This window comes from Blastococcus sp. SYSU D01042 (assembly GCF_054050515.1).
Genome location: NZ_JBJGZM010000001.1, coordinates 119,598 through 143,248, shown reverse-complemented (window position 1 = coordinate 143,248; position 23,651 = coordinate 119,598). Strand labels below are relative to the sequence as shown.

At 74.9% G+C, this 23,651-nt stretch carries 27 protein-coding genes; 20 read left to right on the top strand and 7 right to left on the bottom strand.

Translation table 11 applies throughout. The features are described from left to right. The first annotated feature begins 92 nt into the window (after positions 1 to 92). From ACI79H_RS00710 to ACI79H_RS00685, 6 genes are all read left to right on the top strand, one after another. Positions 93 to 1,016 carry an ABC transporter permease gene (locus tag ACI79H_RS00710; RefSeq protein WP_456552447.1) on the top strand — a complete coding sequence of 308 codons (924 nt, stop codon included), beginning with the start codon at positions 93 to 95 and terminating at the stop codon, positions 1,014 to 1,016. Further along, the gene (locus ACI79H_RS00705) at positions 1,009 to 1,980 is read left to right on the top strand and encodes an ABC transporter permease (protein ID WP_456552446.1); all 972 of its coding nucleotides are present in this window, start codon (positions 1,009 to 1,011) and stop codon (positions 1,978 to 1,980) included. The genes ACI79H_RS00710 and ACI79H_RS00705 overlap by 8 nt, the downstream gene beginning before the upstream one ends. Continuing rightward, entirely contained in the window at positions 1,977 to 3,023 is a 1,047-nt protein-coding gene (locus tag ACI79H_RS00700; protein WP_456552445.1) for an ABC transporter ATP-binding protein, read from the top strand. The genes ACI79H_RS00705 and ACI79H_RS00700 overlap by 4 nt, the downstream gene beginning before the upstream one ends. Then, a complete protein-coding gene (locus ACI79H_RS00695) occupies positions 3,016 to 4,104 on the top strand; it encodes an ABC transporter ATP-binding protein (protein ID WP_456552444.1) in 1,089 nt (362 codons plus the stop codon). Before ACI79H_RS00700 ends, ACI79H_RS00695 begins: the two co-directional genes overlap by 8 nt. 131 nt (positions 4,105 to 4,235) lie before the next feature. Continuing rightward, positions 4,236 to 5,129: an N-acetyl-1-D-myo-inositol-2-amino-2-deoxy-alpha-D-glucopyranoside deacetylase gene (gene mshB, locus ACI79H_RS00690; protein WP_456552443.1), complete on the top strand. Its 894-nt coding sequence runs from the start codon at positions 4,236 to 4,238 to the stop codon at positions 5,127 to 5,129. Further along, the gene (locus ACI79H_RS00685; RefSeq protein ID WP_456552442.1) at positions 5,126 to 5,545 is read left to right on the top strand and encodes a hypothetical protein; all 420 of its coding nucleotides are present in this window, start codon (positions 5,126 to 5,128) and stop codon (positions 5,543 to 5,545) included. The genes mshB and ACI79H_RS00685 overlap by 4 nt, the downstream gene beginning before the upstream one ends. Here the strand turns inward: ACI79H_RS00685 and ACI79H_RS00680 are convergent. Continuing rightward, positions 5,502 to 6,242: a GNAT family N-acetyltransferase gene (locus tag ACI79H_RS00680; protein ID WP_456552441.1), complete on the bottom strand. Its 741-nt coding sequence runs from the start codon at positions 6,240 to 6,242 to the stop codon at positions 5,502 to 5,504. The two genes, ACI79H_RS00685 and ACI79H_RS00680, sit on opposite strands and share 44 nt — an antisense overlap. A gap of 139 nt (positions 6,243 to 6,381) precedes the next feature. On the opposite strand from ACI79H_RS00680, the gene fdxA reads away from it, so the two are divergent. Next, positions 6,382 to 6,708 (top strand): ferredoxin, encoded by a 327-nt coding sequence (gene fdxA, locus ACI79H_RS00675; RefSeq protein ID WP_091764542.1) that lies wholly within the window; start codon positions 6,382 to 6,384, stop codon positions 6,706 to 6,708. Further along, positions 6,705 to 7,823 (top strand): succinyldiaminopimelate transaminase, encoded by a 1,119-nt coding sequence (dapC, locus tag ACI79H_RS00670; protein WP_456553099.1) that lies wholly within the window; start codon positions 6,705 to 6,707, stop codon positions 7,821 to 7,823. The genes fdxA and dapC overlap by 4 nt, the downstream gene beginning before the upstream one ends. Before the next feature lie 6 nt (positions 7,824 to 7,829). Here the strand turns inward: dapC and ACI79H_RS00665 are convergent, their stop codons facing one another. Then, the gene (locus ACI79H_RS00665; RefSeq protein WP_456552440.1) at positions 7,830 to 8,342 is read right to left on the bottom strand and encodes a hypothetical protein; all 513 of its coding nucleotides are present in this window, start codon (positions 8,340 to 8,342) and stop codon (positions 7,830 to 7,832) included. A 102-nt stretch (positions 8,343 to 8,444) separates the two neighbouring features. Between ACI79H_RS00665 and ACI79H_RS00660 the strand changes: the two genes are divergently transcribed. From ACI79H_RS00660 to ACI79H_RS00645, 4 genes are all read left to right on the top strand, one after another. Then, positions 8,445 to 8,906, top strand: coding sequence for a helix-turn-helix transcriptional regulator (locus tag ACI79H_RS00660; RefSeq protein WP_456552439.1), 462 nt, complete (start codon positions 8,445 to 8,447; stop codon positions 8,904 to 8,906). Between the two features lie 10 nt (positions 8,907 to 8,916). Continuing rightward, on the top strand, positions 8,917 to 9,327 hold the full coding sequence (locus ACI79H_RS00655) for a VOC family protein (RefSeq protein WP_456552438.1): 411 nt from the start codon (positions 8,917 to 8,919) through the stop codon (positions 9,325 to 9,327). 98 nt (positions 9,328 to 9,425) lie between these two features. After that, positions 9,426 to 11,807 (top strand): ATP-binding cassette domain-containing protein, encoded by a 2,382-nt coding sequence (locus tag ACI79H_RS00650; protein WP_456552437.1) that lies wholly within the window; start codon positions 9,426 to 9,428, stop codon positions 11,805 to 11,807. Between the two features lie 69 nt (positions 11,808 to 11,876). Further along, positions 11,877 to 12,461 (top strand): carboxymuconolactone decarboxylase family protein, encoded by a 585-nt coding sequence (locus ACI79H_RS00645; RefSeq protein ID WP_456552436.1) that lies wholly within the window; start codon positions 11,877 to 11,879, stop codon positions 12,459 to 12,461. A gap of 2 nt (positions 12,462 to 12,463) precedes the next feature. Here ACI79H_RS00645 and ACI79H_RS00640 read toward each other — a convergent pair whose 3' ends face one another. The 3 genes from ACI79H_RS00640 to dapD all read right to left on the bottom strand — a co-directional run bounded on the left by ACI79H_RS00640 (position 12,464) and on the right by dapD (position 14,799). Continuing rightward, positions 12,464 to 13,087 (bottom strand): alpha/beta fold hydrolase, encoded by a 624-nt coding sequence (locus ACI79H_RS00640; protein WP_456552435.1) that lies wholly within the window; start codon positions 13,085 to 13,087, stop codon positions 12,464 to 12,466. Between the two features lie 23 nt (positions 13,088 to 13,110). Beyond that, positions 13,111 to 13,758 (bottom strand): hypothetical protein, encoded by a 648-nt coding sequence (locus ACI79H_RS00635; RefSeq protein ID WP_456552434.1) that lies wholly within the window; start codon positions 13,756 to 13,758, stop codon positions 13,111 to 13,113. 66 nt (positions 13,759 to 13,824) lie between these two features. After that, positions 13,825 to 14,799 carry a 2,3,4,5-tetrahydropyridine-2,6-dicarboxylate N-succinyltransferase gene (gene dapD, locus ACI79H_RS00630; protein WP_456552433.1) on the bottom strand — a complete coding sequence of 325 codons (975 nt, stop codon included), beginning with the start codon at positions 14,797 to 14,799 and terminating at the stop codon, positions 13,825 to 13,827. Between the two features lie 52 nt (positions 14,800 to 14,851). Between dapD and dapE the strand changes: the two genes are divergently transcribed. From dapE to ACI79H_RS00590, 8 genes are all read left to right on the top strand, one after another. Beyond that, entirely contained in the window at positions 14,852 to 15,958 is a 1,107-nt protein-coding gene (gene dapE / locus ACI79H_RS00625; protein ID WP_456552432.1) for a succinyl-diaminopimelate desuccinylase, read from the top strand. Then, on the top strand, positions 15,955 to 16,803 hold the full coding sequence (locus tag ACI79H_RS00620; protein WP_456552431.1) for an LOG family protein: 849 nt from the start codon (positions 15,955 to 15,957) through the stop codon (positions 16,801 to 16,803). The genes dapE and ACI79H_RS00620 overlap by 4 nt, the downstream gene beginning before the upstream one ends. A 1-nt stretch (position 16,804) precedes the next feature. Then, the gene (locus tag ACI79H_RS00615; RefSeq protein ID WP_456552430.1) at positions 16,805 to 17,173 is read left to right on the top strand and encodes a DivIVA domain-containing protein; all 369 of its coding nucleotides are present in this window, start codon (positions 16,805 to 16,807) and stop codon (positions 17,171 to 17,173) included. Then, positions 17,166 to 17,630, top strand: coding sequence for an SRPBCC family protein (locus ACI79H_RS00610; RefSeq protein ID WP_456552429.1), 465 nt, complete (start codon positions 17,166 to 17,168; stop codon positions 17,628 to 17,630). The genes ACI79H_RS00615 and ACI79H_RS00610 overlap by 8 nt, the downstream gene beginning before the upstream one ends. A 39-nt stretch (positions 17,631 to 17,669) precedes the next feature. After that, positions 17,670 to 18,212, top strand: coding sequence for a DNA-3-methyladenine glycosylase I (locus ACI79H_RS00605; protein ID WP_456552428.1), 543 nt, complete (start codon positions 17,670 to 17,672; stop codon positions 18,210 to 18,212). Between the two features lie 124 nt (positions 18,213 to 18,336). Next, on the top strand, positions 18,337 to 18,504 hold the full coding sequence (locus ACI79H_RS00600) for a DUF3117 domain-containing protein (protein ID WP_012947303.1): 168 nt from the start codon (positions 18,337 to 18,339) through the stop codon (positions 18,502 to 18,504). Positions 18,505 to 18,575: 71 nt separating this feature from the next. Continuing rightward, positions 18,576 to 20,111, top strand: a complete 1,536-nt coding sequence (locus tag ACI79H_RS00595; protein WP_456552427.1) for a leucyl aminopeptidase family protein — start codon at positions 18,576 to 18,578, stop codon at positions 20,109 to 20,111. Then, the gene (locus ACI79H_RS00590) at positions 20,108 to 21,574 is read left to right on the top strand and encodes a hypothetical protein (protein WP_456552426.1); all 1,467 of its coding nucleotides are present in this window, start codon (positions 20,108 to 20,110) and stop codon (positions 21,572 to 21,574) included. Before ACI79H_RS00595 ends, ACI79H_RS00590 begins: the two co-directional genes overlap by 4 nt. A 10-nt stretch (positions 21,575 to 21,584) precedes the next feature. Here the strand turns inward: ACI79H_RS00590 and ACI79H_RS00585 are convergent, their stop codons facing one another. Beyond that, positions 21,585 to 22,094 carry a DinB family protein gene (locus ACI79H_RS00585; protein ID WP_456552425.1) on the bottom strand — a complete coding sequence of 170 codons (510 nt, stop codon included), beginning with the start codon at positions 22,092 to 22,094 and terminating at the stop codon, positions 21,585 to 21,587. Between the two features lie 28 nt (positions 22,095 to 22,122). Then, positions 22,123 to 23,622: a phytoene desaturase family protein gene (locus ACI79H_RS00580; protein WP_456552424.1), complete on the bottom strand. Its 1,500-nt coding sequence runs from the start codon at positions 23,620 to 23,622 to the stop codon at positions 22,123 to 22,125. Positions 23,623 to 23,651: the final 29 nt, after the last annotated feature.

Here is a 23,651-nt window from a genome sequence, read left to right as displayed (position 1 = left end):
GACGGTCGCCCCCGGCGGCGCGTGTGCGGCAGTAAGAGCACGATGGACACCGGCCCGCCGCGACCTGCGCGGGCTCGTACCCGAGGGGGACCATGGGCCGCTACGTAGCGCGCCGCCTGCTGCTCACCATCCCGGTGCTGCTGGGCGCGTCCTTCCTGATCTTCGCGATGGTGTTCGCCCTGCCCGGCGACCCCATCCGCGCCCTGGGCGGGGACCGACCGCTGTCGCCGGCCGTGGTGGAGGTGCTCCGCGAGCGCTTCAACCTCAACGACCCGCTGTACATCCAGTACTGGGAGTACCTCAAGGGGCTGCTCAGCGGTGACCTGGGCACCGACTTCCGCGGTCGGCCGGTCCTGGACACCATCGAGCGCACGCTGCCGGTGACGATCCGGCTGACCATCGTCGCCGTCGTCTTCGAGGCGATCATCGGCATCATCGCCGGCGTCATGGCCGGCATCCGCCGCAACAGCTACTTCGACAACCTGGTGCTGGTGTCGACGACGATCATCGTCTCGATCCCGATCCTGGTGCTGGCCTTCATCGCCCAGCTGCTGTTCGGCCTCAAGCTCGGCTGGTTCCCGATCGCCGGCACCCGCGAGGGCTGGTACAGCTACGTGCTGCCCGGCCTGGTGCTCGCGTCGGGCTCGCTGGCCTACGTGGCCCGGCTGACCCGGACGAGCATCGCCGAGAACATGCGCGCGGACTACGTGCGGACGGCGCGGGCCAAGGGCCTGCCCAAGAGCCGCGTGATCGTCCGGCACACGCTGCGCAACAGCCTCATCCCGGTCGTCACCTTCATCGGGGCCGACATCGGGGCGCTGCTGGGCGGCGCGATCGTCACCGAGACCGTCTTCAACCTGCCCGGCATCGGCCGCGAGGTGTTCGACTCCATCAGCTCGCAGGAGGGCGCCGTCGTCGTCGGCATCGTGACGCTGATGGTCTTCTTCTTCATCTTCTTCAACCTGGTGGTCGACGTCCTCTACGCCGTCCTGGACCCGAGGATCCGCTATGACTGACCAGCAGCAGATGGACCTGCGCCACGACGAGGTCGAGGCGGGGACGACCACCGGGCTCGCCAGCCCGTCGGTCGACGTCACCAACCCACGGCAGAACAGCCTGTGGTCCGACGCGTGGGCCGCGCTCAAGCGCAACCCGCTCTTCTGGATAGGCCTGGTGCTGACGACGCTGCTCGTGGTCGTCGCCCTCTTCCCGCAGATGTTCGTGCGCGGGGCCGACCCGCGCGCCTGCGACCTGGCCAACTCCAAGGCCCTGCCGTCGGCGGAGCACTGGTTCGGCTTCGACCAGCAGGGCTGCGACTACATGGCCAACGTCGTCTACGGCGCCCGCAACTCGCTGATCATCGGCCTGTTCGCCGTGGTCGTGGTGCTGCTGCTCGGCGTCGTCGTCGGGGCCATCGCCGGCTACTTCGGCGGCTTGACCGACGGCGTCCTGTCCCGCATCGCCGACATCTTCTACGCGCTGCCGCTGATCCTCGGCGCGCTGGTGCTGCTGCGGGTGGGCCCCTCGACCGACATCCCGATCCTCAACACCCGGGGGCCGGGGGCGGTGGCGCTCGCGCTGGCGCTGTTCGGCTGGATGACCGCGATGCGGCTGGTCCGCTCGCAGGTCATCGCGGTCAAGAGCTCGGACTACGTCGCCGCCGCTCGCGCCATGGGTGCGTCGAACAGCCGTATCCTGATCCGGCACATCCTTCCCAACGCCGTCGCGCCGGTGCTGGTCTACACGACCATCACCATCGGCGTGCTCATCGCGGCCGAGGCGACGCTGACCTACCTCGGCGTCGGTCTCCAGCGCCCCGCGATCTCCTGGGGGCTGCAGATCGCGGCCGGCCAGGACCTGATCCGCACGGCGCCGCACCTGGTGCTCTTCCCGAGCATCGTGCTGACGCTGACCGTGATGGCGTTCATCCTGATGGGCGACGCCCTGCGCGACGCCCTCGACCCGAGGCAGCGCGCATGACCCAGTCCCAGATCGACCCCGCCCCGCGCCCGGTGAGCACCGGTGCGACGTTGCTGGAGGTCGACGACCTGCACGTCGAGTTCCGGCAGCGCTCCGGCGTGGTCAACGCCGTCAACGGCGTGAGCTACTCGCTGGCCGAGGGGCAGACCCTGGCCATCCTCGGGGAGTCGGGGTCGGGCAAGTCCGTCTCCGCCCAGGCGATCATGGGCATCCTCGACACTCCGCCCGCGGTCGTCACCGGCGCCATCCGGTTCGAGGGCCGGGACATGCTGACCATGTCCGACGAGGACCAGCGGCAGATCCGCGGCCCCGGCATCTCGATGATCTTCCAGGACGCGCTGTCGTCGCTGAACCCCGTCTACAGCGTCGGGTGGCAGATCGGCGAGATGTTCCGCGTGCACCAGGGGGCCTCCCGCAAGGAGGCCAAGCAGAAGGCCGTCGAGCTGATGGACCGGGTGCGCATCCCGGCCGCGGCCAAGCGGGTGGACGACTACCCGCACCAGTTCTCCGGCGGCATGCGGCAGCGCGTCATGATCGCCATGGCGATCGCCCTGGACCCGCGGATCCTCATCGCCGACGAGCCCACGACCGCGCTCGACGTCACCGTGCAGGCCCAGGTCATGGACCTGCTCAAGGACCTGCAGCGGGAGACGGGGATGGGGCTGATCCTCATCACCCACGACCTCGGCGTGGTCAACGAGGTCGCCGACGACGTCGCCGTCATGTACGCCGGCCGGATCGTCGAGCGGGGGACCGTCGACGACGTCTTCACCGACGCCGCGCACCCCTACACCGACGGGCTCATGGCCTCCGTCCCGCAGGTCGAGGCCAAGGGCGGCCGGCTGCAGCCGATCGTCGGCCAGCCGCCGAACCTCGCCGCGATCCCCAGCGGCTGCCCCTTCCACCCGCGGTGCGCGCACCGCAAGCTCGGCGCCGAGGCGGCACCGGGCCGCGACTGCGCCGCCGACGTCCCGCCGCTGCGCCTGGTCGCCCCCGGCCGCGAGGCGGCGTGCCACTACAGCGAGGAGGTCCTCGGTGCCTGAGCCGACGACTCCGTCCGGGTCCACCGGGGCCACCGCCGTCTCCTCGGCGCCGTCCTCCACGCGGGGTCCGCTGGGGGAGACGCTGCTGGAGATCCGCGGCCTGCAGAAGCACTTCCCGCTGACGCAGGGGATCCTCTTCAAGCGCACGATCGGCCACGTCCGCGCCGTCGACGGCGTGAACATGACGCTGCGCCGCGGGGAGACCGTCGGCCTGGTCGGCGAGTCCGGCTGCGGCAAGTCGACGGTGTCGAAGCTGCTGGTCGCGCTGGAGAAGCCGACCGGCGGCTCGATCCTCTACAAGGGCGAGGACGTCGCCAGGATGTCCGGCCGCGCGCTCAAGGAGTACCGCCGCGAGGTCCAGATCATCTTCCAGGACCCGTACTCCTCGCTGAACCCGCGGATGACCGTCGGCGACATCGTGGCCGAGGGCTGGGCGGTGCACTCCGACATCGCGCCCCGCAAGGACCGGCTCAAGCGCACCCAGGAGCTGCTCGACCGGGTCGGCCTGAACCCCGACTACGTCAACCGCTACCCGCACCAGTTCTCCGGCGGCCAGCGGCAGCGCATCGGCATCGCCCGGGCCCTGGCGCTGCGGCCCGAGGTCATCGTCTGCGACGAGCCGGTCTCCGCGCTCGACGTCTCGGTGCAGGCGCAGGTGGTCAACCTGCTCGAGGACCTGCAGGACGAGTTCGGCCTGTCCTACCTCTTCATCGCCCACGACCTCTCCGTCGTCCGGCACATCTCCGACCGCGTGTCGGTGATGTACCTCGGGTCCATCGTCGAGGAGGGCACCGACGAGCAGGTGTACGCGACGCCGTCGCACCCCTACACCCAGGCGCTGCTGTCCTCGGTCCCGCTGCACGAGCCGCACCTGCGTGGCCAGAAGGACCGCATCCTGCTGCAGGGCGACGTGCCCAGCCCGGCCGACCCGCCCTCGGGCTGCCGGTTCCGCACCCGCTGCTGGAAGGCGCAGGACATCTGCGCCACCGAGGCCCCGGAGCTGGTCGACCGCGGCCAGGGCCACCCGTCGGCGTGCCACTTCGCCGAGGCCCGCGCCGTCGTCCCCCTCGACGCCGAGTAGCCCCCGCTGGAATCAGGTGACCTGGTCCCAGCGCGCGTCCTCCCGCACGGTGCACGGTGGGGGAGGACGCGCTGCGGTGAGGGAGGACGCGCCCGCCTGCCTCACGCGGGCCTCGGGGAGAATGACCTCCCGTGACCGCTGACCGCCGCCTCCTGCTGGTGCACGCCCACCCCGACGACGAGACGATCAACAACGGCGCCACCATGGCCCGCTACGTCGCGGAGGGGGCCGCGGTCACCCTGCTCACCTGCACGCTGGGGGAGGAGGGCGAGATCCTCGTCCCCGAGCTGGCCCAGCTGGCCGCCGACCAGGCCGACCAGCTCGGCGGCTACCGGATCGGCGAGCTGCAGGGCGCGATGGCCGCCCTGGGCGTCACCGACTCCCGCTTCCTCGGCGGCGCCGGCCGGTACCGCGACTCCGGGATGATGGGGACGCCGGCCAACGAGCACCCCCGCGCCTTCTGGAACGCCGATCTCGACGAGGCGACGGCGCACGCCGTGGCCGTGGTCCGTGAGGTCCGACCGCAGGTGCTGGTGACCTACGACGAGAACGGCGGCTACGGCCACCCCGACCACATCCAGGCCCACCGCGTCGCCATGCGCGCCGTCGACGCCGCCGCCGACCCCGGCTACCGGCCCGACTTGGGCCCGGCGTGGGAGGTCGCCAAGGTCTACTGGAACGCCATGCCCCGCTCGGTGGTGCAGCAGGGCATCGACGCCATGGCCGCCGCCGGCGACGACACCTTCTTCGAGGGCGCCGCGAGCGCGGACGACCTGCCCTTCGCCGTCCCGGACGAGGTCGTCACCACCGAGGTGGACGGCGGGGCGTTCGCCCTGCACAAGGACGCCGCCATGCGCGCGCACCCCACCCAGATCCTGGTCGACGGCCCGTTCTTCGCGCTCTCGAACAACATCGGGCTGGAGCTGGCCGCCGTCGAGCACTACCGGCTGGTGCGGGGGGAGCGCGGCACGGGGTCCGGGCCGCACGGCTGGGAGGACGACCTCTTCGCCGGCCTGGCCAGGTGATCGCCCGCGTCGCCGCCGTCACGGGCTGGGCGGTGCTGGCGGTCGCGGTCTCGGGCTGGCTGGCGGTGGTCGAGGTGTTCTGGCTCCCGCTGCGGGTCGGCGGGGTGCCCCTGCCGCTGTCGGTGCTGGCCGCCGTCGGCGGCAACGTCGCGCTGGTCCGGCTGGCGCACCGGCTGTCCGGATCGCGGGCGGTCGCGGTGCTGCCCGCCGTGGTCTGGCTGGTCGTCGCGCTGGCGGCCATGGTGCGCCGTCCGGAGGGCGACCTGGTGCTGGTCGGCACCGGGGCGACCGGTGCGGTCGGGGTGGCGTTCCTCGGCGCCGGCGTGGTCGCGGCGGCCTTCGCGGCGGGCCGGCTGCTCGGTACGCCGCCGGTCAGCCCGGTGCGGTCCGGTAGTGGTAGCGGTGGTGCTCGGTGAAGCCCAGCCGCGCGTAGAGCGCCAGGGCCGGCCCGTTGTCCTCGCTGACCTGCAGCAGGCAGGAGCGGGCGCCGCGGTCGCGCCCGGCGGCGGCGAGCGCGGCCATGACCGCTCGGGCCAGCCCGCGACGCCGGGCCCCCACGACGACGGTCACCGCGGTGATCACCAGCCAGCCGTCGGCCACCACCCCGCGGGCGACCGCTGCCGGCGTCGCGGGCGCCGGCTCGGGCCGGACCGAGGCGAACAGCGGGCGGTCGGCGGCGGTGAGCACCGCCCGCGCCGCCGGCGGCAGGGGTGCGCCCCGGTAGCGGTAGCCGGTCAGCCAGGCGTCGTCCGGCGCGGGGGAGAGCTGCACCTCGACCGGCGGCGCGGGCCAGGGCGCGAGCGGTGCGGTCAGCACCAGGACGTCCTCCCCGCGGGTCCACCCGGCAGCGGCGAAGGCGGCGTCGGCCGGACCGGGCGGGCCGGGCAGCTGCGCCCGTGCGGGCAGGCCCCGGTCGGCGTACCACCGGGCGACGCTGCCGACGGCGTCCGCGAGGGGCCCGGGTGCCTCGCCGACGACGAGCACGGAGTTGGCCCGCTGGCTGAAGCCGGCGCCGGCGCGCAGCAGCCAGTCCCCGTACCGCTCCTCCTCGAGCCCCCGCCAGGTGCGGGCGGCGATCTCCTCGAGGCCGCGGACGTCGACCACGGCGTCCATCCTCGACCCTCCCCCGACGGGGTGAGGGCGCAGGGAAGGGCACCCTTCCCAGCCGTCCGCGCGCGGGAGGGTGATACTAATCAAGCCGATCGGCCGCCCCAGCGGTCGCTGCCCGCACCGTCCTCCAGGAGGAACCACCGTGACCTACGTCATCACACAGGCCTGCGTCGACGTGCTCGACAAGGCGTGCATCGACGAGTGCCCGGTGGACTGCATCTACGAGGGCGACCGGATGCTCTACATCCACCCCGACGAGTGCGTCGACTGCGGTGCGTGCGAGCCGGTCTGCCCGGTCGAGGCCATCTACTACGAGGACGACGTCCCGGACAAGTGGAAGGACTTCTACAACGCCAACGTGGAGTTCTTCTCCGACCTGGGCAGCCCGGGCGGCGCCGCCAAGACCGGAAAGATCAACAAGGACCACCCGCTGGTCGCGGCCCTCCCGCCCCAGGGCGAGGGGCACTGACCGGCCAGCTCCCCGGCGCACCGCGCGTCCTCCCGGACTTCCCGTGGGACGCGCTGGAACCGGCCCGGCACCGGGCCGCTGAGCACCCGGGCGGCGTCGTCGACCTCTCGATCGGCACCCCGGTCGACGACACCCCCGCGCTGCTCGGGAAGGCGCTGGCCGCGGCGGGCAACGCGCCGGGCTACCCCGCGGCGCTGGGCACCGCGGCGCTGCGCACCGCGGCGGCCGGCTGGCTGGAGCGCCGGCTGGGCGTGACGCTCGCCGACCCGCTGGGCGCCGCCCCCTCGGTGATCCCCACGGTCGGCTCCAAGGAGCTGGTCGCGCTGCTGCCGACCCTGCTCGGGCTCACCGGCGGCGGCACGGTGCTGATCCCGTCGGTCGCCTACCCCACCTACGAGGTGGGCGCGGTCGTCGCGGGGCTGGGCGTCCGGCGCACCGACGTGCCGCCGGAGGACGCCGACGGCGTCGTCCTGGTCTGGCTGAACTCGCCCGGCAACCCGCACGGCCGGGTCCTGGACGACGCCGAGCTGCGGGCCTGGGTGGAGTGGGGCCGCACCCACGGCGTGCCCGTCGTGGCCGACGAGTGCTACGTGACGCTGGGCTGGGACGCCGAACCGCGGTCGCTGCTGCACCCCGCGGTCGCCGGCGACGACCACACCGGCCTGCTCGCCGTCCACTCGCTGTCCAAGCAGTCCAGCGCCGCCGGCTACCGCGGGGGCCTGCTCTCCGGTGACCCGGCGCTGGTGCGCCGGGTCTGGGAGGTGCGCCGGCACCTGGGGCTGCTGGTCCCCGCACCCGTGCAGGCCGCGATGACCGCCGCGCTGGGCGACGACGCGCACGTCGACGCGCAGCGCGAGCGCTACCGGGCCCGCCGGGACCGGCTGGCCGCGGCGGTGCGCGGTGCCGGGCTGCGGATCGACCACTCCGCGGCCGGGCTCTACCTGTGGGTGACCCGGGACGAGGACTGCTGGGCGACCATCGACTGGCTGGCCGGCCTCGGCGTCGTGGCAGCACCCGGGGCGTTCTACGGCCCGTCGGGGGGGCGGCACGTCCGCATGGCGCTCACCGCCACCGACGAGCGGATCGACGCGGCGGTGCAGCGCCTCGGCGCCTGAGGGACCTCAGACCGGCTCGCGGTGGCGCACCACCGCCAGCGGACCGGCGTTCCGGGCGGCCGTGAGGCTCAAGGTGGCGCGCCGGAACACCTCGTGCGCGGTCAGGTCGGCGCGCAGCGGGGCGATGCCCGCGGCCGCGGACAGGCCCGGGATGCCGAGCCCGGCCACGGCGGTGGTCAGCCGCTCGGCGGCGACCGCGGCGGCGTCGCCGGACCCCGTGAGCACGATGGCGAACTCGGCGGCCCCGGACGCACCGAGCCAGTCGTCGCCGCGCAGCGAGCGGGCCAGGAGCGTGGTCACCGCGGCCAGCGTCGAGGCCGGCGTGGGCCAGCCGTCGTCGCGGCGGAGCAGGCCGACGACCACCAGCGCGGCGGGGTCGTGCGGAACGGTGACCAATCGCTCGGCGAGCCGGACCAGGAGCGCGTCGCGGTTCGGCAGGAGGGCGGTGACGTCGGCGACCGCGGCGACGTCGGGACCCGCGGCAGCCGCGGGCGGAGGGGTGGAGGGTGCGATCGTCATGACGACGCTGTCGGCGTGCCCCGCGCCGCGGTTGAGGGTTCCTCCCCCGCGCGGGGGAGGGAACCGGCCCCGGGGGTTTGCGGGCGTGGCAGCATCCCGGGCGTGAGCAGCGGAGCACCCGCGGAGCAGCGGCTGCGCGACCTCGCCCGCCTCCGGCGGGTCAAGGACCGCATCGACCGCGAGTACGAGCAGCCGCTGGACGTCGAGGCCCTCGCCCGCGGCGCGGCGATGTCGGCCGGCCACCTCAGCCGCGCGTTCCGGGCGGCCTACGGCGAGTCGCCCTACGCCTACCTGATGACCCGGCGGATCGAGCGGGCCATGGCCCTGCTGCGCCGGGGGGACCTGACCGCGACGGAGGTCTGCTTCGCCGTCGGGTGCTCGTCGCTGGGCACGTTCACGACCCGGTTCACCGAGCTGGTCGGCATGCCGCCGGGCGCCTACCGGCGGGCGGCCGCCGCGGGCACCGCGGACCTGCCCTCGTGCGTCGTGAAGCAGGTGACCCGGCCGGTCCGGGCCCGCCATCGGTCAGGAATCGAGAAGCGCGAGCCCGCCGGCCGTCCCTAGCGTGCTGGCCATGGACGTCACCATCCACCACGCCTTCCTGCCGCACGACGACCCGGACGCCTCGCTGGCCTTCTACCGCGACTCGCTCGGCCTCGTGCTGCGCAACGACGTCGGCTACGACGGCATGCGCTGGCTGACCCTCGGCCCGGCCGACGAGACGGCGACGACGCTGGTCCTGCACCCGCCCGCGGCCGACCCGGGCATCACCGACGCCGAGCGGCGGACCATCGCCGAGATGATGGCCAAGGGGACCTACGCCTCCCTGGTGCTGGCCGCCGGGGACCTGCAGGAGGTCTTCGACCGGATGGCCGCCAGCGGCGCCGAGGTCATGCAGGAACCGACCGACCAGCCCTACGGCGTCCGGGACTGCGCCTTCCGCGACCCGGCGGGCAACACGGTCCGGATCCAGCAGCGCAGCTGAGAACCCGGTCGCCGACCGGTCTTCTCCGTCGGACAGCGCTGGTAGACACGGGCGGTCACCGCACGGCGACCGCCCGGACGCATGGAGGCCCCCGCAGCATGAGCGCGCAGACCGAGCCCACGACCGGGCACACCGCCGACAGCCACGACGTGATCCGGGTGCTCGGCGCCCGGCAGAACAACCTCAAGGACGTGAGCGTCGAGCTGCCGAAACGGCGGCTCACCGTCTTCACCGGCGTCTCCGGCTCCGGCAAGAGCTCGCTGGTGTTCGGCACGATCGCCGCGGAGTCGCAGCGGCTGATCAACGAGACCTACAGCGCGTTCCTGCAGGGCTTCATGCCCTCGCTGGCCCGGCCGGAGGTCGACCTCCTCGAGGGGCTGACGACGGCGATCATCGTCGACCAGGAGCGGATGGGCGCCAACCCGCGCTCCACGGTGGGCACCGCGACCGACGCCCACGCGATGCTGCGCATCCTGTTCAGCCGGCTCGGGACGCCGCACGTCGGTCCGCCCACGGCGTTCTCCTTCAACGTCCCGACGCGCAGGGCCAGCGGGGTCATGAGCACGGAGAAGGCCGGCGGCCGGGTCGAGAAGGCCGTGGTCAAGGACGCGGTCTACCTGGGCGGGATGTGCCCGCGGTGCGAGGGCATGGGGTCGGTCTCCGACTTCGACCTCACCGCGCTGTACGACGAGTCCAAGTCGCTCAACGAGGGCGCGCTGACGGTGCCCGGCTACAGCATGGAGGGCTGGTACGGCCGGCTCTTCCAGGGCGCGGGCCTCGATCTGGACAAGCCGATCGGGAAGTACACGAAGAAGGAGCTGGACACCCTCCTCTACGCCGCGCCGACGAAGATCAAGGTCGAGGGCATCAACCTGACCCACGAGGGGGTCATCCCCAAGGTGCAGAAGTCGATGCTGTCCAAGGACGTCGACTCGCTGCAGCCGCACGTCCGCCGCTTCGTCGAGCGGGTGATCACGTTCCAGGCCTGCCCGGAGTGCGAGGGCACGCGGCTCACGCCCGAGGCCCGGTCGTCGCGCATCCGGGGGAAGAACATCGCCGACCTGTGCGAGATGCAGATCAGCGACCTGGCGGAGTGGGTGCGCGAGCTCGACGAGCCGTCGGTCGCCCCGCTGCTCGGTGGCCTGCAGCACCTGCTCGACTCGTTCACCGGGATCGGGCTGGGCTACCTCTCGCTCGACCGGCCGGCGGGCACGCTGTCCGGCGGCGAGGCCCAGCGGACCAAGATGATCCGGCACCTGGGCTCCTCGCTCACCGACGTCACCTACGTCTTCGACGAGCCGACGATCGGGCTGCACCCGCACGACATCGAGCGCATGAACCAGTTGCTGCTGCAGCTGCGGGACAAGGGCAACACGGTGCTCGTGGTGGAGCACAAGCCCGAGTCGATCGCCATCGCCGACCACGTCGTCGACCTCGGCCCCGGAGCCGGGGCCGCCGGTGGGGTCATCTGCTTCGAGGGCACCGTCGACGGGCTGCGGGCCAGCGACACCGTGACCGGCCGGCACCTGGACTACCGGGCGCGGGTCAAGGACTCGGTGAGGACACCCACCGGGGCGCTGGAGGTGCGCGGGGCGTCCACGCACAACCTGCAGGGCGTCGACGTCGACCTCCCGCTCGGGGTGCTGTGCGTCCTGACCGGCGTGGCCGGTTCCGGCAAGAGCTCGCTGGTCACCGGGTCGGTCGCCGACCGCGAGGGCGTCGTGGTGGTGGACCAGTCGGCCATCCGCGGCTCGCGGCGCAGCAACCCGGCGACCTACACCGGCCTGCTGGAGCCCATCCGCAAGGCATTCGCCAAGGCCAACGGCGTGAAGCCGGCGCTGTTCAGCTCCAACTCCGAGGGCGCCTGCCCGACGTGCAACGGCGCGGGGGTGATCTTCACCGACCTCGGCGTCATGGCGACCGTCGAGTCGCCGTGCGAGGAGTGCGAGGGCAGGCGGTTCCAGGCCGCGGTGCTGGAGTACACACTCGGTGGCCGGAACATCGCCGAGGTGCTCGCCATGTCGGTCGCCGAGGCCGAGCAGTTCTTCGGCAGCGGCGAGGGCAAGGTGCCGGCCGCGCACGCCGTCCTCGACCGGCTCACCGACGTCGGGCTGGGCTACCTGAGCCTGGGGCAGCCGCTGACGACCCTGTCCGGGGGCGAGCGGCAGCGGCTCAAGCTGGCCACCCAGATGGCGGAGAAGGGCAGCATCTACGTCCTGGACGAGCCGACGACGGGCCTGCACCTGGCCGACGTCGAGAACCTGCTGGGCCTGCTCGACCGGCTGGTCGACTCCGGGCGGTCGGTGCTGGTGATCGAGCACCACCAGGCGGTCATGGCGCACGCCGACTGGATCGTCGACCTGGGCCCGGGAGCCGGCCGCGACGGCGGCCGGGTCGTCTTCGAGGGCACGCCGGCCGACTTAGTCGCGGCGCGGTCGACCGTGACCGGCGAGCACCTGGCGGCCTACGTGGGGGCGTAGCGCCGCGGTGCTCGCCTACCGCGCCGCTCCGCCTTCCGCGGCGTCCCGGGCCGGTCCTACCGTCCCGGCATGAGCTGGATCGCCGGTGCCGAGGAGTCGTGGTCGGCGGAGGCCGCCGAGGCGTTCGCCCGCGACCGGGCGACGCTCGGCTACGTCGCCAACTACACGCGGCTGCTCGCCCGCCGCCCCGCCGTCCACGACGCGTGGAGGGGGCTGAACGCCTCGATCAAGGCCTCGATGGACCCTCGGCGGTACGAGCTGGCCACCCTGGCCGCCGCCCGGCAGCTGCGCTCGAGCTACTGCTCGCTGGCCCACGGCCGGGTCCTGGTCGAGCAGTTCGACGGCGAGCCGGAGGTGCGGGCGATCGCCGCCGGGCAGGAGGGCGACCTGGCGCCGGTCGACGCCGCCGTCGTCCGGCTGGCGGCGAAGGTCGCCGCCGGTGCCGCGGCGCTGACCGAGCAGGACCTCGCGGAGCTGCGGGACCTCGGCGTCGGTGACGACGAGGTCCTCGACGTCGTGCTCGCCGCCGCGGCGCGGTGCTTCTTCAGCTCGGTGCTGGACGCCACCGGCACCGAACCGGACGCCGCCTACCGGGCGCTGGACCCGGAGCTGCGCGACCCGCTGACCGTCGGACGGCCGATCGGGGAGCGCTGACGCTACCGCCGGGGTCCGGCTCCGGTGAGCCACGAGGCGATGCCTGCCAGGACGAGCGGATCCGAGACCAGCTCGGAGTGCCCCAGGTCCGGAAACTCCAGGAGGTCGGCGTCGTAGTGCCCGGCCACCAACCGTCCCGCCGACCGACCGGTGCCGCCCGTCACCACGAGCACGGGGCAGTCGACCGAGGGGACCGAGATGCCCCGCTTCCGCTCGTCCAGGGCGCGCAGGGATTCGGGGCGGCTCCTCGTACCGGGGGGCAGCGGGCCGTACGCCGACTGCGCGTCGTAGGTGCCCGAGCGGAGTTCCCGGAGCGGATCTCCTCCGGAGAGCTCCAGGGGGAGGCTCGGCTCCAGGACGACCAGAGCCGCCAACGGGGACCGCTGCGCGGCCATCAGCGCCACGAGGCCCCCCATGCTCCAACCGCAGACGACCGAGGGGCGGTCTGCGGCTGCGCCGAGCACCCGGTCGACGTAGTCGGTCATCCGGGCCCGTGCGACGTCGAGTCCCGCCTGCAGGTCCGGAGCGTGGACGTCGTAGCCGGGGAACGCGCCGGGCCAATGGTCGAACACCCAGGGCCCGCTGGTCGCCCCGTGGACCAGGACCAGTCGCTCCTCAGCGGCCATCGCCGCAGTGTGCACGACCGTGGTCAGGCGCAGCCGAGGGCGTCCGCGCTCAGCGCGGCGGTCAGCTCCTGGGCCAGGGGCTCGTGCTTCTGGTAGGCCTCGGGGAAGCCCGAGCGCTGCACGGCCTGGGCGACCTCGGTGAGCCGGCCGGTGTCCCAACCCGGCACCTGCACCAGGCGGTCGTAGAAGATGCCGGCCGCGTAGACCGGGTCCTGCACCTGCTCCGGGGTTCCCCAACCCTGCGACGGGCGCTGCTGGAAGAGGCCCAGCGAGTCGCGGTCGCCGTGGTCGAGGTTGCGCAGCGTGGACTCCTGCATCGCGGTCGCCAGCGCGATGACGATCGCCCGGTCCGGCAGGCCGCGCTCCCGGCCCACGCGCGCGATCGTCGCCGCGTGCTGCGCCTGGTCCGGCGAGAGCTGCACGTTCCCCGTCCCGATCGGCCCCTCGACGGTGCACGTGACGGCCGGCGGGACGTCGTCCGCCGCCCGCGCCCAGGCGACGCCCACCACGACCAGCGCTGCGACGATCACCAGCGGCCACCAGTTGTCCGAGCCGCCCCGCTTCGAGCGCGCCGGACCGCGCTTCCCCGGTCCTCGGCGGGCAGGGCGACGGCGGGCCGGCGCAGCGGCCCGGAGCGCGGTGACCCGGGCCGTCGTCGAGGTGGAGGGCATCGAGTCGAGCGTAGGTGGGCTCCCTGACCGTTCCCTGGACGCGCGGGGGTGACGGCGGCCGCAGGCTCAGTTCTTGTGCAGCTCCGCGTTGAGCGCGCCCCAGGCCCGGCCCTTCCGGTCGACGGCCTCGAGCGCGCCGCTGACGCTGTTGCGGCGGTACAGCAGGCCGCTGCTGCCGGAGAGCTCGCGGGCCTTGACCACCGAGCCGTCGGGAAGCGTGACCAGCGAGCCGCCGGTGACGTAGCAGCCGGCCTCGACGATGCAGTCGTCGCCGAGCGAGATGCCGATGCCGGCGTTGGCGCCCAGCAGGCAGCCGGTGCCGATGGAGATGACCTCCTTGCCGCCGCCGGACAGGGTGCCCTGGATGGACGCGCCACCGCCGATGTCGCTGTCCGCACCGACGACGACGCCCTGGCTGATCCGTCCCTCGACCATCGAGGGGCCCAGCGTGCCGGCGTTGAAGTTCACGAAGCCCTCGTGCATGACCGTCGTCCCCTCGGCCAGGTGCGCGCCCAGCCGCACCCGGTCGGCGTCGGCGATGCGGACGCCCGAGGGGATCACGTAGTCGACCATCCGGGGGAACTTGTCGACGCCGAACACGGTCACGTGCCCGACGGCGGCGCGCAGCCGGTGGGCGTTGAACGTGGCCGCCTCGACCGGCCCGGCGCTGGTCCACGCCACGTTGGTGAGCAGGCCGAAGACGCCGGTCATGTCCGCCTGGTTCGGCTTGGTCAGGCGGTGGGAGAGCAGGTGCAGCCGCAGCCAGACGTCGTAGGTGTCCACCGGCGGCGCCGACAGGTCGGGGATGACGGTGCGGACGGCGATGACCTCGACCCCGCGCGCCTCGTCGGTGCGCACCAGGCCGCCGTAGTCCGGGCCCAGCTCGCCGGCGAGCTCCAGCGCCCCGAGCCGGGTGGTGCCGGCCTGCGCCCCGTCGGGGGCGCCGAGCCGTGGTTCCGGGAACCAGGTGTCCAGCACCGTGCCCGCGTGGGTCACGGTGGCGAGGCCGGCGGCGGATGCGGAGACGGGCGCGGCGGTCACGGGTACGACGCTACCGAGCCGGGGGCGCGGGGCGCCCCCTAGGCTCGGACGCGTGAGCGACCTCCCTCCGCTGGACCTCTCCGCCGACGTCCTCACGCTGACTCGCGCGCTGGTCGACGTCCCGTCCGTGTCGGGGGACGAGCAGGCGCTCACCGACCTCGTCGAGGCGGCGCTCCGCGGCCTGGGTGGGCTGGAGGTGGAGCGCATCGGGAACAACGTCCTGGCCCGCACCAACCTCGGCCGGCCGACGCGGGTGGTGCTCGCCGGGCACCTGGACACCGTGCCGATCGCCGACAACGTCCCCAGCCGCATCGAGGGCGACCGGCTGTACGGCTGCGGCACCAGCGACATGAAGTCCGGCGACGCGGTGATGCTCCGGCTGGCCGGGCGCTTCGGCGTCCCCGGTGCCGAGCCCGCGCACGACCTGACCTTCGCCTTCTACGACAACGAGGAGGTCGAGGCGGTCAAGAACGGGCTCGGCCGCGTGGCCCGCGAGCGCCGCGGCTGGCTGTACGGCGACCTCGCGATCCTCCTCGAGCCGACCGACGGCGAGATCGAGGCCGGCTGCCAGGGCACCCTGCGGGTGCGGCTGACGACGCCGGGCCACCGGGCGCACAGCGCGCGGAGCTGGCTCGGGAAGAACGCGGTCCACGGGCTGGCCGGGCCGCTGGCCACCCTCGCGTCCTACGAGGCGCGCGAGGTGACCATCGACGGCTGCACCTACCGCGAGGGGCTCAACGCCGTCGGCATCTCCGGTGGGGTCGCCGGCAACGTGATCCCCGACGAGGCCGCGCTGCTGGTCAACTTCCGCTACGCACCCGACCGGGACGAGGACGCCGCCGAGGCGCACGTGCGCGAGGTGTTCGCCGACGCCGTCGCCGCCGGGGCGGAGATCGAGGTCGTCGACCACTCCGGTGGAGCGCTGCCGGGGCTGGGCGAGCCGGCGGCGGCTGCGTTCGTCGCCGCGGTGGGGCGGCCGGCCCGCGCGAAGTTCGGCTGGACCGACGTGGCGCGGTTCGCCGCCTTCGGCATCCCGGCGGTCAACTACGGCCCGGGCGACCCGCAGCTCGCCCACACGCGCGAGGAGCACGTCCTGCTCGACCGGCTGCAGCCGGCCGAGGACGCGCTGGTCGCCTACCTCTCGGGGAGCTCCGCATGACCCAGCAGCAGGACCCGCAGGCCCCGCAGGCGCAGCCGGCGCCCGAGCGGCGCCGGCGCGCCCGGCACCAGGGCCCGGTGATGCTGCGTGGCGGCGAGCCCGACCCGCGCACGGTGGGCACGACGACCGACCAGCGGCTGCTGGACCGCCGCGGCCCCACGGACTGGGTCCACACCGACCCGTGGCGGGTGCTGCGCATCCAGAGCGAGTTCGTCGAGGGCTTCGGCCTGCTGTCCGAGCTGCCGCGCGCCGTGAGCGTCTTCGGCAGCGCGCGCACGCCGGCCGACCACCCGCACTACGCGGCCGGCGTCGCCATCGGCGCCGCACTCGCGCAGGCCGGGTACGCGGTCATGACCGGCGGCGGGCCGGGCGCGATGGAGGCCGCGAACCGGGGCGCGTGCGAGGCGGGCGGGCTCTCGGTCGGCCTGGGCATCGAGCTGCCGTTCGAGCAGGAGCTCAACGAGTGGGTCGACGTCGGCATCACCTTCCGCTACTTCTTCGTCCGCAAGACGATGTTCGTGAAGTACGCGCAGGCCTTCGTGATCCTGCCCGGCGGCTTCGGCACCCTGGACGAGCTGTTCGAGGCGCTCACCCTGGTGCAGACCCGCAAGGTCACCCGCTTCCCGGTCATCCTCTTCGGCCGCGACTACTGGTCCGGGCTGCTGACCTGGATCCGCGACACCATGGCCGCCACCGGCACGATCAGCCCCGGCGACCTCGACCTGCTCACCGTGACCGACGACGTCGCCGACGTGGTCGCCGCGATCCAGGCGGCGGAGGCCGGCCGCGCCCAGGGCGACAACGGCGGTGGCATGCGGGCGCCGGTCGGCCCCTCCGACGCCTGACGTGCTCGACGTCGTCCTCTTCGTCGTCGGCGTGGTGGTCGTCGGCGCCCTGCTGTTCCTCGGTGCGGCGCTGCTCCTGGGCCGGGGCGAGACCCAGCCGCCGGCCGACCTCGACCGCTCGCCGGTCGAGCTGCCGGTGGCGCGGCCGGTCACCGGCGACGACGTCCGCGGGCTGCGGATGTCGGTCGCGCTGCGCGGCTACCGCATGACCGAGGTGGACTGGCTGCTCGAGCAGCTCGCCCGGACGCTGGACGAACGCGACACCGAGATCGCCGCGCTCACCCGGCGGCTGCATCCGTCGCCCGCCGACGACGGGAAGAGCGGGCGGACCGCACCCGCGGCCGAGGACGAGGAGGACCCGCATGCCTGAGCTGGTCGAGCGGATCGACGTGGACGCGTCGCCCGAGCGGGTCTGGGAGGTGCTCACCGACTGGGTGGGGCAGGGCGAGTGGATGGTCGCCACGGACGTCGAGACCGTGGGCGGCCCGGCGCAGGGCGTGGGCGGGCGGCTGATCGCGCGCACCGGGCTGCCGCTGCCCGGCGGCCGGCACCTGGGGCTGCTGGACACCATGGTGATCACGAAGTGGGACCCGCCGCGGCGGGTCGAGGTGCAGCACACCGGGCGGGTGATCCGCGGCCCGGGCATCTTCGAGATCGAGCCCCGCGGCGAGCACGCCACCTTCGTCTGGACCGAGCGCTTCTACCTGCCGTGGGGCTGGTTCGGGGTGCTCCTGACGCCGGGCTGGTACGCCGTCCGGCCGTTCGTGCAGTGGGGCGTACGCCGCTCGCTGCGCCGGTTCGCCGCGGTGGCCGCCCGGCCGGCGTGAGGGCCTGACCTGTCGGCGGGCGGCGCTACGGTGCCTCCCGTGCAGCGCTGCGCCTGGGCGGGGTCGGCCCCCGAGTACGTCGCGTACCACGACGAGGAGTGGGGGACGCCGCTGCACGGCGACGACGCCCTGTTCGAGCGGCTCTGCCTCGAGGCGTTCCAGTCCGGGCTGGCCTGGATCACCATCCTGCGCAAGCGGCCCGCGTTCCGCGCCGCCTTCGCCGGCTTCTCGATCGACGCGGTGGCGGAGTTCGACGCCGAGGACGAGGCCCGCCTGATGGGCGACGCCGGCATCGTGCGCAACCGGGCGAAGGTCGCCGCGGCCATCCGCAACGCGCGCACCGCCCAGCAGCAGCCCGAGGGGCTCTCCGCGCTGCTGTGGTCCTTCGCGCCGACCGGGCCGCGCACCCGGCCGGCGACCCTGGACGACGTGCCCGCCACCAGCCCGGAGTCGGTGGCGATGGCCAAGGAGCTCAAGCGCCGCGGCTTCGTCTTCGTCGGCCCGACGACCGCCTACGCGCTCATGCAGGCCACCGGGATGGTCGACGACCACGTCGCCGACTGCTTCCGCGCATCACCCTGAAGGGACCTCGTGTTGGACGACGGCGCTGCATACGGGATCATTGCTCCCGGAGTTCCAGCAGCGACGGACGCCACCCCACCCCCCGCCCCGGCGGGGAGCGGTGTGGCCGGCGAAGGAGGCACGCATGGCGGCCATGAAGCCGCGCACGGGTGAAGGTCCCCTCGAGGTGACCAAGGAGGGCCGCGGCCTGGTCATGCGCGTGCCGCTCGAGGGAGGCGGTCGCCTCGTCGTCGAGCTGTCGCCCGACGAGGCGGCGGCGCTGTCGGAGGCGCTCAAGGGCGCGACCAGCTGACCACCTCCGCCGACCTGCCCCCGGGCAGCGCAGCGCAGGACGACACGGCCCCGGCCGCCGGCGATCAGCCGGTGACCGGGGCCGCGCCGTTCCCGCGCATCGAGGTCGTCGCCGCGCTCCCGGTCCTCGGCACCGACGACCTGCTCGCCGTCCCGGTCGGCGCGGGCGGCGCGCTGCCGGCCTGGCTGTCGGGGGCCGATCCCGTGGTCAGCCCCGAGCTCCTCGCCGGCGCCCTCGCCGACACCGGGAACACCGGCGGCGCCGGGACCATCACGAACGTGCCGATCGCCGGGCGGCGGCCGCGCAGCGTGCTGGCCGTCGGGGCGGGGGCCGGCACCCTGCCCGACCTGCGCCGGTACGTCGCGACCGCCGTCCGCCGCGCGCAGACGCTGGCCGAGCACGGTGCCGCCCGGCTGGTCCTCCCGCTCGACGGGGGCACCACCCCGGCCGGCGCCGAGGAGGTCCGCGCCGCGGTCGAGGCCGCCCTGCTGGCCGGCTACCGCTTCCGCGACTCCTCGGCCCGCCCGCCGCGGCGGCTGAGCGCGGTGACCGTGGTCGCCGCGGCCGCGGGCGAGGACCGGGTCGCCGCCGCCGCGCGGGCCGGCGAGGTGGCCGCGGGGTCGGTCGGCTGGGCGCGCGACCTGGTCAACACGCCGCCGAACGTCAAGCACCCCGCCTGGCTGGCCGCCCGGGCGTGCGCCCGGCTCGGCGGCCTGCCGCACGTCACCGTCAGCGTGCTGGGGCCCGACGAGCTCCGGGCCGGCGGCTTCGGCGGGGTGCTCGCCGTGGGCGGCGGCTCGGCCGCGCCGCCGTGCGTCGTCGTCGCCGCCTACCGCCCGCCCTCCGCGGGCCCGGAGCACCCGGTGCTCGTCGGCAAGGGCATCACCTTCGACACCGGCGGCATCTCGATCAAGACCAACGCCGGCATGCGGCACATGGCGACCGACATGGCCGGGGGCGCCGCCGTCCTCGCCGCCGTCGACGCCGCGGCCCGGCTGGCGCTGCCCGTCGCCGTCACCGCCGTCGTCCCGGCGGCGGAGAACGCGGTCTCCGGCTCGGCGTACCGCCCCGCCGACGTCGTCCGGCACGTGGGCGGGCGCACGACCGAGGTGCGCAGCACCGACGCCGAGGGCCGGCTGGTCCTGGCCGACGGGCTGGCCCACGCCCGCCTCGCGCTCGGCGCCACGGTGCTCGTCGACGTCGCCACGCTGACCGGTGCGGTGAAGCAGGCGCTCGGTGGGCGGACCGGTGGGCTGTACGCCACCACGGACGGCCTCGCCGGGGCGCTCACCACCGCGGCGACCGCGGCGGGGGAGCCCCTGTGGCGGCTGCCGCTGGCCGAGGAGTACCGCGACCTGCTGGACAGCGCGGTCGCCGACGCGAACAACCAGCCGGGCAACCCGGGCGGCACGACGGCGGCGCTGTTCCTGCAGCCGTTCGCCGGCGGCCTGCCGTGGGCGCACCTGGACGTGGCGGGGCCGGCGCGCGCGGGCTCCGACCACGGTGAGACGGTCAAGGGCGGGACGGGCTTCGGCGTCCGCACCCTGCTGCGGTGGCTCGAGGCCGGGGCGCCGCCGGCGGCTGGAGAAGGGGAGAGGCAGCGATGAGCGAGGACGAGCGGGGCGTCGTGTTCCCGGCGGGACCGGACGGCCGGCGGAGCACCGCGGCGCTGGGCCGGGCGGTGATCGCCGACGCGCTCCGCCCGGCCGACGTCGCCGGGGCCCTGGCCGCCGAGCGGGAGACCAACTGGCGCGGGGGCTACCTGACCCACTTCCGGCGCACCGTGGAGGCCGGGTTGCCCTCAGGGGCGGCCGCCCGGTCCATCGCGGCGGCCGGCCTGGACTCGCTGCACCGGCGCATGCGGGTGGCCGGCCCGGACGGGGAGAGCGGCCTCGACGCGCTGCTCGCCGCGCCCGCCGGCCGCGCCCTGCACGCCGTCGAGGTGCAGGGGACCGCCGAGCCCGAGCGGGAGCTGTCGCTGCCCATCCACGGCGGGCGGCTGCGCGGCGACGCGCTGCTGCGCCGGCTGGACGACTGGGTGGCCGCCGGGGTGGTCGAGCCATCCTGCGCCGAGGCGGTCCGGACCGTCGCGGCCCACCCGGAGTGGCTCGCGCTGCCCGACACCACGGTCGTCGTGCTGGGTGCCGGTGCCGAGATGGGCCCGCTCACCGCGCTGCTGCGGTGGGGCGCCCGGGTCGCCGGCGTCGACCTGCCGCGCGCCCCGCTGTGGGAGCGGGTGCTGGACACCGCCCGCGGCAGCGCCGGGACGCTGCTGGTGCCGGTGGAGGATCCGACCGCCGGCCCCGACGCCGCCCGCGCGGGTGCCGACCTGATCACCGAGGTGCCGGCGGTCGCCGACTGGGCCGCGGACCTCCCGGGGCGGCCGGTGCTCGGCAACTACGTCTACGCCGACGGCGCCACGAACGTCCGCGTCTCGACGGCCGTCGACGCGCTCACCGTGCGGTTGACCGCGGCCCGGCCGGAGACGGCGCTGGGCTTCCTGGCCACGCCCACCGACGTCTTCGCCGTCCCCGCGGACGCCGTCGCCCAGTCGGTGCGCGCCTACGCCGACCGCTCGCGGGCCGCCAAGCTGCTGGGCCGGCCGCTGCGCACCGTGTCCGGCGGCCGGCTGCTGCAGCGGGCGTACGTCCCGGGCACCGATCCGGGCATCGCCGACAGCCTGGTCGCCCAGCAGGGCCCGAACTACGCGCTGGCCAAGCGGCTGCAGCGCTGGCGGGCGACGACGGCGCGGGCTGCCGGGAGCACGGTCTCGATGAACGTCGCCCCGCCCACCCGGACCCGCTCCGTGGTGAAGAACCGTGCGCTCGCCGCGGCCTACGCCGGCGCGCACCGGTTCGGCGTCGAGATCTTCGAGCCGGCGACGTCCAACGTGCTCATGGCCGCACTGCTGGTGCACGACCTGCACACCGGGGGTGGTCCGGCGCACGAGCACCCGTGGCAGGACGAGGCGCACGAGGCGGCGCACGGCGGTCTCTGGCGGGCCGCCTACCAGCCGCGCAGCGCCCTGGGCCTGGCCGCGCTGCTCGGGTACGGGGCCGCGCGGGGCTGAGCGCGGGCGCTCACTCGCCCACGGTCCCGTCGACGGCCTCGCGCAGCAGGTCGGCGTGGCCGGCGTGCCGCGCGGTCTCCTCGATCATGTGCAGCAGGACCCAGCGCAGGTCGACGTGCTGGCCGTCGCGGCGCGGGCGGGCGGACCGCTGGTCGAGCCGCTCGGCGCTGCGCACGACCTCGCGGCTGCGGGCGCACGCCTGCTCGTAGCGGCGCCGCAGCTCGTCGGCCGGGACGTCGGGTGCCGTGCGGAACTCGACGTCGGGGTCGGCGTCCCGGTCGACGCCCACCCACAGCGGGTCCGCCGGGCGGCCGGCGAACCGCTGCGAGAACCAGGAGTCCTCCACCAGCGCCAGGTGGTTGAGCAGCCCGCCCAGGGTCAGCGAGGACGGCGGTAGCGGCTGGGCGAGCTGCTCGCCGGTGAGCCCCTCGCACTTCCGCAGCACCGTCTCGCGCTGGTAGTCGAGGAAGGCGCTCAGCTGCAGCAGCTCGGCGCCGCAGGACGGCGGGTCGGTGCGCACCTTCCCCAGCCTGGCACAGGACGCACGGTCAGGCCGGGCCGACGAGCCCGGCCACGATCTCGGCGGACAGCGTGACCAGCGGGAGCCCGCCGCCGGGGTGCGCCGAGCCGCCGACCAGGAACAGGCCGGGGACGGGGGAGGCGTTGGCCGGGCGGAGGAACGCCGCCCGGGCGCCGTTGCTGGACGTGCCGTAGATCGAGCCGCCGACGCTGCCGGTGTCGCGCTCGAGGTCGGCGGGGGTGCGGACGACGCGGACGCGCACCCGGTCCCGGACGTCGAGCCCCCGCTCGGCCATGACCCGCAGGACCGTGTCGGCGTAGCGGTCCGCGAGTCCGGGGGTGGTCCAGTCCACGCCCCGCCCGGGCTCGTGCCGCGGGGCGTTGACCAGCACGAACCAGGACTCGCTGTCGTCGTCGGGGCGCAGCGCCGGGTCGTCCGGCGCGCTGACGTAGACGGTCGGGTCGGCCACCGGTGCCGGGCGCCCTGCGTGCCGCCCGGTGCCGAAGACGGCGTCGAACTCGGCGTCGTAGTCCGCCGGGAAGAGCACCGTGTGGTGCGCGAGCCCGGGGGTCCGGCGGCGCAGCCCCAGGAGCAGCACGAACCCGGACAGCGACGGCGTGGCGCGGGCCAGCGCCCGGCGCGGTGCCGCGGTGAGCGCCCGCGGGAGCAGGTCGGCGTACAGCGTGGCGGCGTCCAGGTCGGACACCACGACGTCGGCCGGGACCACCTCGCCGCCGGCCAGCTCGACGCCCGCGGCCCGGCCACCGGCCACGACGACCCGGCGCACCGCGCAGCCGGTGCGCAGCACGGCGCCGCGCCCGGTGGCCCGCTCGGCGACCGCGATCGCGAGCCGGTGCAGGCCGCCGCGGACGTACCAGGAGCCGTGGGCCTGCTCGGCGTGCGCGACCGTGGCGAGCACCGCCGGGGCCCGGCGCGGGTCCGATCCGGAGTAGGTGGCGTAGCGGTCGAGCAGGGTGCGCAGCCGCGGGTCGCGCAGGTACCGCTCGCCCAGCCCGCGCAACGACTCCCACGGCGCCACGGTGGCGACGTCGGACGGCCGGCGGGCCAGCCGGGCGAGCGTGGCGGCACCGGCCAGCGGCGCGCGCAGGAACGGGCCCTCGCTGATCCGCCACATCCGCGCGGCCCGGTCCATCAGCGCCGACCACTGGATTCCCGCGCCGGCACCCAGGGCGGCGTCGAGGGCTGCGGGTACGGCCGCCGGCTCGCCGGGGAAGGCGAGCCGCGTGCCGTCGGCGAACCGGTAGGCCACCGCCGGGTCGAGCCGGACGAGGTCGAGCGCGTCCTCCAGAGGCCCGCCGGTGGCGGCGAAGAGGTCGCGGTAGACCGACGGCAGCGTCACCAGGCTCGGCCCCGTGTCGAACACGTGCCCGTCGACGGAGAGCAGCCCGAGCTTGCCGCCGACCTGGTCGGACTGCTCCAGCACGGTCACCGCGTGACCCAGGGCGGCCAGCCGCGCGGCGGCGGCCAGCCCGCCGAGCCCGGCGCCCACCACCGTCACCCGCGCCACGCCGGCCACGGTAACCGCCGGCCGTCGTC